The organism is Clostridium frigoris (genome assembly GCF_018861865.1).
Taxonomy (GTDB): Bacteria; Bacillota; Clostridia; order Clostridiales; family Clostridiaceae; genus Clostridium_AD; species Clostridium_AD frigoris.
In genome coordinates, this window is record NZ_JAHLDV010000004.1 from 151,402 (window position 1) to 160,273 (window position 8,872).

Genomic DNA, 8,872 nt, shown 5'->3' on the forward strand with positions numbered 1-8,872 from the left:
AGAGGTGATTGGTTTGAAATTTATTGCAGGTGTAGATGTGGGTAATTCTACAACGGAAGTAGCTATTGCAGATATTGAAAAGGGTCTAAATTTTGTTTCTAGCAGTTTGTCTAAAACTACAGGAATAAAAGGAACTTTAGATAACGTTGTTGGAATTTTAAATTCTTTAACTGACGCATGCAAGAAAATTAATATAGAATTATCTGCATTGGATTCCATATGTATCAATGAGGCAACGCCTGTAATAGGTGATGTGGCAATGGAAACAATTACAGAAACAATAATAACCGAGTCAACTATGATTGGACATAATCCAGATACACCAGGTGGACTAGGTATTGGTATTGGTAAGACTGTATATATTGATGAAATAGTAAATCTACACAGTATGGAAGATGTAATTTGTATAATTCCAAAGTCAGTAGATTTTGAAACTGCTGCTATGAGAATTAATAATGCACTTGACAATAATGTGAAAATTAATGGACTTATTGTTCAAGCAGATGATGGCGTTATTATTTCTAATAGGCTAAGGAAAGTTATTCCGATTGTTGATGAAGTTTCCCTTATAGAAAAAGTACCTATGGGAATGATTGCAGCTGTCGAGGTAGCAGCCCCTGGTTCTAATATAACAGTTCTTTCAAATCCTTATGGTTTAGCTACAATATTTAGCTTAACCCCAGATGAAACAAAACATATAATTCCTGTTGCAAGAGCGTTAATTGGAAACAAATCAGCTGTTGTAATTAGGACACCAGAGGGAGATGTTAAGGAAAGAACAATTCCCTCTGGTAATCTTATTTTATTTGGAAAACAAGAAAAAAAAGTTGGCATCGAAGAGGGCGCAGTTAAAATAATGAAAGCGCTAAGGGATGCTTGGCCAATAAATGATGTGGTTGGTGAGAGTGGAACAAATGTTGGAGGAATGATTGAACGAGTTAAGCAGGTCATGGGTCAATTAACTAAGCAGAAAAGCTCTGATATAAAAATTCAGGATATTCTAGCAGTAGATACATTTGTACCTCAAAAAGTAAATGGAGGTATAGCGGGTGAGTTTGCTTTAGAAAATGCAGTTGCATTAGCAGCAATGGTTAAAACAAATAGACTTCCTATGGAGAGTATAGCAAGAAAACTTGAACAGGAGACAGGTATTAAGGTGTTAATTGGTGGAGTTGAAGCAAACATGGCAGTTCTTGGGGCGTTAACTACTCCAGGTACGGATAGACCAATGGTAATACTTGATTTAGGTGGTGGATCAACAGACTCTGCCTTTATAAGTAAAACAGGAGAAGTAAAATCTATTCATCATGCAGGGGCAGGAGAGATGGTGACAATGCTTATAAACTCAGAGCTTGGAATAGATGATTATAACCTTGCTGAGGATATCAAAAAGTATCCACTTGCGAAAGTTGAAAGTTTATTTAATATAAGGTATGAGGATGGTAGTGTTTGCTTTTTCCAAAAGCCGTTTAGTGCTTCTATATTTGCAAGAAATGTTGTTGTAAAAGAAAATGAGATGGTTCCAGTTCATTCAAAACATTCAATAGATAAAATAAGAATTGTACGTCGCGAAGCTAAAAATAAGATATTTATAACAAATGTTGTAAGAGCTCTTCAAGATATAGCACCAGGTGATAACCTTCGCGCTATTGAGTTTGTTGTACTAGTTGGTGGCTCAGCACTTGATTTTGAAATACCTGAGATGATATCAGATGAGCTTTCTCATTACGGCATAGTTTGTGGAAGCGGTAATATAAGAGCAAAGGAAGGCCCTAGAAATGCAGTAGCAACTGGTCTTGTAATATCGTACTACAATAGCTTGAAAGGAATATAAAATGGAGAATAATAGTAGACCTTGCATTGTTGTTGTTACAGATAAACCGGATATTAATATACTTAAGCATATACTCGCAGGAATTGAAGAGGAAGGTATCCCATATGAGGTTGATGTAGTTAATGGTGATGAACTTTTAAAAATCACTCATAAGGCTGCAGTGTATTCAAGGATGGGGGTGGGGATAGGAATAAAAGAAAATAGAGTTTTGCTACACTTTAGTAAACTTAAAATTGATAAACCAATTCTCGACGCTAACTTGAAAGAAAATATTAAAGTTGTTGCAAGAAATATTGGTAATAATGCTGCAAGATTATATAAAATAATGCCTTTTAAAAATATGGGTGAGGGTATTATGTCAGCATTAAACCAAAATTTCGCCAGGGAGGAAAACATATGAGCAGAGGTGCCCTTGGGTTAATTGAAACAGTAGGATTAGCTGCAGCAATTGAAGCAGCAGATACTTGTATGAAATCAGCAAATGTTGAGCTCATAGGGTATGAATTGACTAAAGGTTATGGCATGGTTACAGTTAAGATTAAAGGTGATGTATCAGCAGTTAAGGCGGCAATTGAGTCAGCTAAAGTAAGCGCAGCGAATGTAAACACAGTATATGCAACTCTTGTTATACCAAGACCTGTGGATAAACTAGATTTAATGATTGAATCTAGTAAAACTATTGGGTTAGAGAATAAATTTTTTAATAAAAAAGAAATGATAGAGATTAATGAAGAAAAAATAGTGGAGGAACAAACTATAGTAGAAGAATCAGTTGTAGTTGTTAATTCAATAATTGTGGATGGAGCAGTTCAGGAACAACCTGAAGTCACTAGTAAGGATACATCTGCAATCATTACGCAGGAGAAACCCTCAGAGGGGATTTGCAATTTATGTTATGACCCTAAATGTAGTAGGAAGAAGGGAATGCCTAGAAAGGCATGTATACATTATAAGGATAGCGAAGGTGATAAGAAATGAATGAATTTGATGATGCTCTTTTAAAGGATATAGTTGAAGAAGTTTCAAGAAAATCATGTATTAAAAATAGAGAATATGCAATTCCGGTTGGAGTGTCAAGTAGGCATCTTCATGTGACCAAGGAAGATCTTGAGCTTTTATTTGGAAAAGGATATAAGCTCACTGTAAAAAGTAAGGTTAAACAAATAGGTCAGTTTGCAGCAAATGAAACTGTTACGTTAGCAGGACCTAAAGGAAGCTTAACTAAAGTTAGAATACTTGGGCCTATAAGAAAAAAAAGTCAAATTGAAATATCGCTTACAGATTCTTATACACTTGGAATAAAAGCTCCACTAAGAAATTCTTCAGACGTAGTAGGATCAGAAACACTTAGTGTAATTGGACCAAAAGGAATGAAGATATTTTGCGAAAAAGTAATTGTTGCTACTAGGCATGTTCATATGGTACCAAGCGATGCAATAAAATTTGGAGTTGCGGATGGGGACTTTGTGGATATTGAAACTAAAGGACTTAAAGGTATTATTTTAAAAAATGTACTTGTTAGAGTTGGTAATAAATCAGTTTTAGAGGTTCATATAGATACTGATGAGGCAAATGCAACAGAAATAAAAAATAATGGACTTATTAGGATTGTGGGGTTAAGTAGATAATTATGATGGAGAAAGCAAATGCGCTTATATTGCAAATGGAAAAATGTATAGCTAATAAGGAGCCAGTAAAGGTAGAGGGAAAGCTTAAGGTTGGAGTTGATCTTGGAACTGCAAATATTGTTATTACAGTGCTTGATTCTAATGATATTCCAGTTGCAGGGGCAATTTATCCAGCAGATATTGTACGGGATGGAATAGTTGTTAACTTTGTAGAGGCAGTACAAATTATAAGAAATCTTAAAGCTCAACTTGAGAAGCAACTTGGGCGCGAGCTTATATATGCAGCAACTGCAATTCCACCAGGGATTATGGAAGGTAATGTACGTGTTATTAAGAATGTTGTTGAAGGTGGTGGGTTCATTGTTACAAATGTACTTGATGAGCCAACAGCAGCAGCTAATGTATTAAATATTAACTCTGGAGCAGTTGTGGATATTGGTGGTGGTACTACAGGAATTTCGATACTCAAAGATGGAAAAGTTATCTATAGTGCAGACGAACCAACAGGTGGAAGACATCTGACACTTGTGACAGCAGGAGCTCTAAATATGGAATATGAGGATGCAGAGAAATATAAAAAAGACACTAACAATTATAATATGGTGTTTACAATGGTTAGGCCAGTTATTGAAAAAATGTCATCAATTATACAAAAACATATAAAAGGTTACAATATTGATACAATATATCTCGTTGGAGGTACTTGTTGCCTTAAGAATATTGAAAATGTCGTAGAGGAGTATACAGGGGTTAAAACTGTTAAAACGTATAATCCACTTCTAGCAACTCCACTGGGAATTGCAATTAGCGTAAAGTGAGGTGATTTAGTTGGATATTGAAGAGCTAATAAAAGCAATTACAATTCAAGTATTAGGGTTGGTTAATAAAAAAGTATTAGTTTTTATTTCAGGTGGGATGGTAAATGTAGAAGAAGAATTTAAGATTTTAAAAGAATTTAATAATTTACGATATAGTGTGGTTTTATCTGATTCTGCGAAGAATATAATTCCTCATAAATTTATTGAAGACCTAAATGCAGAGTTAATTTTTGATAAAAAATTAATGTCTAAAAAGATAGATGAAGTTGATTTTATATTGATACCGGTTATGACAAGAAATGTACTTGTAAAAACAGCTCTTGGTATTCGTGACACATTTATTACAACAGGAATTTCGGATGCGATTATGAAAAACAAGAAAATAATTGTAGTAAAGGATAGTTTTGATCCTGATAACCAAGTTAATGTTTCACTAGGTTATTCACAAAATATTTCATATAATGAAATGATAAAAAATCATATAAAAACAATAGAGAGCTTTGGGGTTTCATTTATTAATGCATATGAACTCAAAAAGGCTATAAATGAATTACTTATTATAGAAGAAAAGAGAACAACACAAATTACTAAGATTAAAAAAGTTGTGACAAAAGAAATAAGACAAGTAACATTAAAAGGAATAATAACAAAAACCGATTTGCTGTCTATTGGGAGTTGTAGGAATATAAAGATTTCAAAAGGAGCGGTTATAACATCTCTTGCAAAAGATTACATAGACTCAGAAAACATTAAAATAGATTACATTGAGGGGTGAGGATATGTTTTTGGCAAAAGTAATTGGGACGCTTGTTTCCACAAAGAAAGATGACAGATTAATTGGAAGCAAGCTTTTGATAATTAGAAAAATTAATGAATTTGAGGAAGAAGAGAAAGATACGTTAGTTGCAGTTGATACAGTAGGTGCAGGAAATGGTGAAATAGTGCTTGTAATTACAGGTAGTGGAGCAAGACTACTAGAAGATAATATAGATACACCAATTGATACGGCTATAGTAGGAATTGTAGATTACCTTGAAGTAAGCAAAAAATAATTTAAACTCCAAGTAAGGAGATGAATTTATGAAAATATATACAAAGACAGGGGATAAAGGTCAAACAGGTTTAATTGGGGGAAGTAGAACTTCAAAATCTGATTTGAGAGTATGGTCATATGGAACATGTGATAGTGCGAATTCGACCTTAGGTTTTGCAAGAAGTTTTATAAAAGATGAAGAGATAAAAGACATAATATTCACAATTCAAAAAACACTTTTTGAAGCAGGTGCGGAACTTGCATCGCTTGGTACTGATAAATTCAAGGAAAGAATAGTAAAACAAGATATAGAGTATTTAGAAACAGTAATAGATAAGTTAGACATGATTATCCCAAAGATTAATAGTTTTATTGTTCCTGGTGGAACAATCGAATCGGGAGCGCTTGATATAGCAAGAACTAAGGTACGCGAAGCGGAGCGATATATAGTAGAGCTTTGCGAGAGTTATGATGTAAGTGTTAATTTATCAAAGTATTTTAATAGATTATCAGATGCTATATATACCATAGCAAGATACGAGGATTATAAGAATGTATTAATAAAGGTTCAGGCAAATATATCAGAGGTGCTTTGCAAAAAAGTTCATAGAGAAAGTGGTGAGAAAATGAATAGTGAGCTTAGTGAAAAGATAATAAAAAGTTGTATTGAAAAAGCATTGCAAATACAGGTGGCAATGGTGATTTGGGTCATGGATGAACATGGAAATCCTGTAATGTTTGAGAGAATGGATGGATCACTTCTTGCAAGTATTGAAATTGCAAAAGGAAAGGCTTATAGTGCAGTAGCATTTAAGGTACCTACACATGAACTGAATGAACTAGCGAAAAACGGAGAACTTTATGGTATTAACAATTTAGAAAATGTTATTACATTTGGAGGAGGATACCCGTTAAAGATAAACAATTTTATAGTTGGAGCAGTTGGTGTAAGTGGCGGAACAGTTGCACAAGATATGGAGGTTGCTACATATGCTGTTAAAAAGTTTGAGGAGAGGATAAGTTATGGAGATAAAAAATGATGAAATATCAGCAATGGTTGAAAAAGTGCTTCAAGAAATGAACAAAAGAGATCTTAACGTCTCTGAGAGTGATGGCGTTTTTGATGATATGGATGAAGCCATTGAGGCTGCATCAATTGCGCAAAAAGAGCTTATATGTATGAGTATCTCACAGAGAGAAGCGCTTATAGCTGCAATGCGAAAAGCTATACTTGATAATGCTATAAAAATTGCAGAAGTATGCGTTGAAGATACTGGAATGGGAAGAAAAGATCATAAGTATTTAAAACTTAAGCTTGTAGCTAATAAAACTCCTGGAACAGAAGTACTTAAAACAATGGCAATATCAGGTGATAAAGGATTAACACTTATAGAAATGGGACCATTTGGAGTAATTGGTGGAATAACTCCTTCAACTAATCCATCTGCCACAGTTATGTGTAACAGTATAGGAATGATTGCATCAGGTAATGCAGCGGTATTTTCTCCACATCCAGGAGCAATAGAAAGTTGTCTTATTTCCGTAAGAGTTCTTAATAAAGCAATAACCGATGCTGGTGGCCCTAGAAATTTAATTACGACGCTCAGGAAACCATCACTTGAAAGCACTGATCTTATGATAAATAATCCTAAAATAAGACTTGTAGTTGCAACTGGTGGACCTTTTATTGTTAAAAAGGTGTTATCATCAGGCAAAAAAGCAATCGGAGCAGGAGCAGGAAATCCACCAGTAGTTGTTGATGAAACTGCAGATATAGTTAAAGCTGCAAGGGATATAATAGCCGGTTGTTGTTTTGATAACAATCTTCCATGCATAGCAGAAAAGGAAGCAATTGTTGTTGAAAGTGTATATGAAAAATTAATTGCAGAGATGCTTAAAAATGGAAACGTATATGAATTAGATGAGCAGCAAAAACAAAAGGTTCTAGATGTAGTAATGAATAAAACTAAAAAGAATGGAAAAATAAAATATGGAGTTAACAAAAACTTTGTTGGCAAAGATGCTGCAGTTATTTTACAAGCAGCTGGAATTCAGGCTCCTAAAGGTGTTGAATGTTTAATTTGTAGAGCAGAGAATTTACATCCATTTGTACAAGAAGAGTTAATGATGCCAATACTTGCGATTGTTAAAGTTAAAAATGTTGATGAAGCAATAAATACAGCCGTAATAGACGAACATGGAAATAGGCATACTGCTATGATGCATTCGAAAAATATTGATAATTTAACCAAGATGTCAAGACTTATAGATACTACAATATTTGTTAAAAATGCACCATCATATGCAGGAATAGGTTTTGGAGGAGAAGGTTGGACAACCTTTACAATAGCTGGGCCAACAGGGGAAGGTATTACAAACGCTACATCATTTACTAGGCAGAGAAGATGTACAATGGTTGATTCTTTTAGAATCATATAAGGAGCATTCCTGTTATGAATTAAAATGAACTTTGAAAAAAAGAGCACCTGCTGATAAAATACAGGGTATAACAGTTGCAACTTTTATCCCTAATTTATAATTATCAGTGGAGGTACTCAATATGAATTATACACAAAATGAAAAGATAATGTCAATAACAGAAAGTACATTAGTTATAGGAATTGATATTGCAAAGCAATTTCAGTATGCGAGAGCGTTCGATTATAGAGGTATAGAGCTTAGTAAAGTTAAATCGTTCGAAAATACAGCAGCAGGATTTAAAACATTTCAAGAATGGTTAGATTCGGTAGCTAAAGAGAATAAAAAAGATAACATAATTGTAGGTCTAGAACCTACAGGGCATTACTGGTTTACATTGGGAAACTTTTTAAAGGAACTAGGGATTAAACTTGTTCTCGTTAATCCGTTTCATGTTAAAAGAAGCAAAGAGTTAGATGATAACTCTCAGACTAAAAATGACCTTAAAGATCCAAAAACAATTGCAAAGCTTGTTATTGATGGTAGGTATTCTCAGCCTTACATTCCGGAAGGAATATACAGTGACCTAAGGATAGCAATGGGTATGAGAGAAAGCCTTACTAAAAATTTAAATATAATTAAAAATAAAGTAGATCATTGGTTAGACAAATACTTTCCTGAATTTAATGATGTTTTTGCCGATTGGGAAGGGAAAGCTGCATTAATGTCATTAACGGAGTTTGCTACACCAGAAGAAGTTTTATCAACAGGCGTGCAGCAAATAGTTGCGACATGGAGAAAAGAAATTAAACGTGCCGTAGGCAATCAAAGGGCAGTGCGACTTATTGAGGCAGCTAAGATTTCTATTGGAATTAAAGAAGGCATTAAAATGGCTAAGAGAGAGCTTGAAGCTAACTTGGAACAATATGAACTATATTTGAAACAAAATGAACAATTAGAGATAGAAATTGAGGAATTAGCTTTTCAGATCCCAGGGGTAAAGGAGATGGTATCTATTAAAGGTGTAGGTATAATGACGGCTGCAGGGTTCATTGCTGAAGTTGGTGATATAAAAAGATTTACACATCCAAGCCAAATTCAAAAACTTGCAGGGTTAAATCTGATTGAGAATAGTTCAGGT

At 34.1% G+C, this 8,872-nt stretch carries 10 protein-coding genes; all 10 read left to right on the top strand.

The features are described from left to right. Nucleotides 1-13: 13 nt before the first annotated feature. Complete coding sequence (locus tag KPL37_RS03450; RefSeq protein WP_216146037.1) at nucleotides 14-1,834, top strand: diol dehydratase reactivase subunit alpha; 1,821 nt, start codon at nucleotides 14-16, stop codon at nucleotides 1,832-1,834. Between the two features lies 1 nt (nucleotide 1,835). Continuing rightward, nucleotides 1,836-2,234: a glycerol dehydratase reactivase beta/small subunit family protein gene (locus tag KPL37_RS03455; protein WP_216146038.1), complete on the top strand. Its 399-nt coding sequence runs from the start codon at nucleotides 1,836-1,838 to the stop codon at nucleotides 2,232-2,234. After that, on the top strand, nucleotides 2,231-2,812 hold the full coding sequence (locus tag KPL37_RS20035; protein ID WP_216146039.1) for a BMC domain-containing protein: 582 nt from the start codon (nucleotides 2,231-2,233) through the stop codon (nucleotides 2,810-2,812). The genes KPL37_RS03455 and KPL37_RS20035 overlap by 4 nt, the downstream gene beginning before the upstream one ends. Then, nucleotides 2,809-3,462, top strand: a complete 654-nt coding sequence (gene pduL / locus KPL37_RS03465; protein WP_216146040.1) for a phosphate propanoyltransferase — start codon at nucleotides 2,809-2,811, stop codon at nucleotides 3,460-3,462. Before KPL37_RS20035 ends, pduL begins: the two co-directional genes overlap by 4 nt. Nucleotides 3,463-3,464: 2 nt before the next feature. Next, on the top strand, nucleotides 3,465-4,280 hold the full coding sequence (gene eutJ, locus KPL37_RS03470) for an ethanolamine utilization protein EutJ (protein ID WP_246578110.1): 816 nt from the start codon (nucleotides 3,465-3,467) through the stop codon (nucleotides 4,278-4,280). Nucleotides 4,281-4,290: 10 nt separating this feature from the next. Beyond that, entirely contained in the window at nucleotides 4,291-5,055 is a 765-nt protein-coding gene (locus KPL37_RS03475; protein WP_216146041.1) for a flavoprotein, read from the top strand. A 4-nt stretch (nucleotides 5,056-5,059) separates the two neighbouring features. After that, nucleotides 5,060-5,332: a EutN/CcmL family microcompartment protein gene (locus tag KPL37_RS03480; RefSeq protein ID WP_216146042.1), complete on the top strand. Its 273-nt coding sequence runs from the start codon at nucleotides 5,060-5,062 to the stop codon at nucleotides 5,330-5,332. Nucleotides 5,333-5,360: 28 nt separating this feature from the next. Continuing rightward, on the top strand, nucleotides 5,361-6,353 hold the full coding sequence (locus KPL37_RS03485) for a cob(I)yrinic acid a,c-diamide adenosyltransferase (protein ID WP_216146043.1): 993 nt from the start codon (nucleotides 5,361-5,363) through the stop codon (nucleotides 6,351-6,353). After that, a complete protein-coding gene (locus KPL37_RS03490) occupies nucleotides 6,337-7,752 on the top strand; it encodes an aldehyde dehydrogenase family protein (protein WP_216146044.1) in 1,416 nt (471 codons plus the stop codon). Before KPL37_RS03485 ends, KPL37_RS03490 begins: the two co-directional genes overlap by 17 nt. A 121-nt stretch (nucleotides 7,753-7,873) precedes the next feature. Continuing rightward, a partial coding sequence (locus KPL37_RS03495; RefSeq protein ID WP_216146045.1) for an IS110 family RNA-guided transposase occupies nucleotides 7,874-8,872 on the top strand: 999 nt, incomplete at its 3' end.